The sequence below is a fragment of the Thalassovita litoralis genome, from assembly GCF_900182725.1.
Taxonomy (GTDB): domain Bacteria; phylum Pseudomonadota; class Alphaproteobacteria; order Rhodobacterales; family Rhodobacteraceae; genus Thalassobius; species Thalassobius litoralis.
The window spans coordinates 1-1,468 of sequence record NZ_FXTO01000076.1 but is presented as its reverse complement, the minus strand read 5'-3'; the positions used below and the strand labels follow the sequence as shown (position 1 = coordinate 1,468).

1 protein-coding gene and 1 pseudogene are annotated in these 1,468 nt (G+C 58.4%); one reads left to right on the top strand and one right to left on the bottom strand.

Features of this window, described 5'->3' with window-relative positions:
• Positions 1-750: 750 nt before the first annotated feature.
• On the bottom strand, positions 751-1,056 hold the full coding sequence (locus FN828_RS20395; protein WP_142495132.1) for a hypothetical protein: 306 nt from the start codon (positions 1,054-1,056) through the stop codon (positions 751-753).
• 199 nt (positions 1,057-1,255) lie between these two features.
• Here FN828_RS20395 and FN828_RS20390 point away from each other — a divergent pair.
• A pseudogene (locus FN828_RS20390) lies at positions 1,256-1,468 on the top strand (DUF2303 family protein); the annotation flags it as partial.

Genomic DNA, 1,468 nt, shown 5'->3' with positions numbered 1-1,468 from the left:
CCGTTTGTTGCTTTCACCATAAGTCCCTCATGGGTCATCTCTGCTCGTCCTCGCGCATAAAAAAACCGCCCATCGGGCGGCTGTGGTTGGTCTTTCGTTTGCGATTGCACATGTAGCGGAATCGTGAATGTATGGAGTTCCTCCCATTGCGGATATGTTGGGAGGGACCACTACTCGGGTGGGAGCGACATGTTTTTCTGAAGCAAGTCAGCGGATTTTAGCAAAGTGCATCCGCGCTGCTGGTGTTCCCGTACCAGAGCAGCCTCCCACCCATTCTTTCTGATTGGTTGCATCAGCCCCAGCTTTATGCATCTATATTAGCTCCCTGTAGCAGGGGCGGGAGCGACTTGTTGTACCGGTCAAGTTGGCGGATATCCGAGAAAATATTCCGTGCCGTTGTGATCTGCCTTAGTCATCGCGGCCTCCCGGGTTATCCTATCTCACCTGATTGCACATCTTTCCGAACCATGATTGAATTCAGGTTCCTTGTCCAAGGACGGGAGCGGCCCAGTCGACGGGGCTGGCAAGTGTAAGGAAGCTACATTTGCACCGTGATGGGACTGCCATTCCTAACGGTCTCCCGCTAAGGGCAACCCGATAATTGCGATTCTTCCAAATCCATGTATCAATAGCGTCACCCTTCCAGGGGCGGGAGTGGCTTGTGTGGGGACAAAAGCCGACGAGCGCTGGGTGGGACAGCACTCGTGCTGCAGACCAGTTCAGCAGCCTCCCAATTAATCCCGACCCTCTTCACAAGCTGCGACGGACGCTGAGCGGAACATCGACAACGGTCTGCGTTTCCCCCTCCAGGGTGAGGCGGGCCTGAAGGCTCCATGCGCCCCTGGACAGGCTGCCCTCTGCGATGGCCACGGTCAGCACGCCGGTTTCCGCTTCCAGAATGGCTGCAGTCAGAGAGACGATCTGCCCGGAGGCCGCGTTCTGAGCCATCGCGACGACCTGCCCGCCGGCAATTGAACGGGGCACCCCGTTCATCAACACGGTAAAGGCAATGCTGATTTCATCGGCATCCCAGATGGTAATTGCGCTGCATGTCATGCTGACCGCCTCCAGATCGCTGTGTAACGGTGATCGCCCCATTGCGCGTCGTAGCTGTGCGCTTGCCAATGCGCGTTGCGCCTCAGGGTCGTGGTGCTGGCGGGCTTGCCATTGAGCTCGCCCCCTGCCGTGAGAGATGTGACAGCCGCCCGGATCGATCGACCCGACCCGATGCAGACAGCCCCAGGCCAAGGACATCATGGACCCGACCCCGGCGGTTCTAAAAGGCACCGCCAGCGACAAGAACCAGCCCTGGGAAAATCGCCTGATCGAAACCGCCCAGAAGATCGAAGGGCGCTTTGGTCAACTGGCCCAGCTGCTGGCCATGTCGCGGCAGTTTCAGGTGTTCGAGACCAGCGACCTGAAAGTCGCCACCAACCGCGACACCGGCGAGGCGGAAATCCAGTTCCTC

What these genes read in the sequence shown, in the direction of transcription:
- FN828_RS20395 (WP_142495132.1), bottom strand. Translation starts at nt 1,056, where the DNA reads ATGACATGCAGCGCAATTACCATCTGGGATGCCGATGAAATCAGCATT.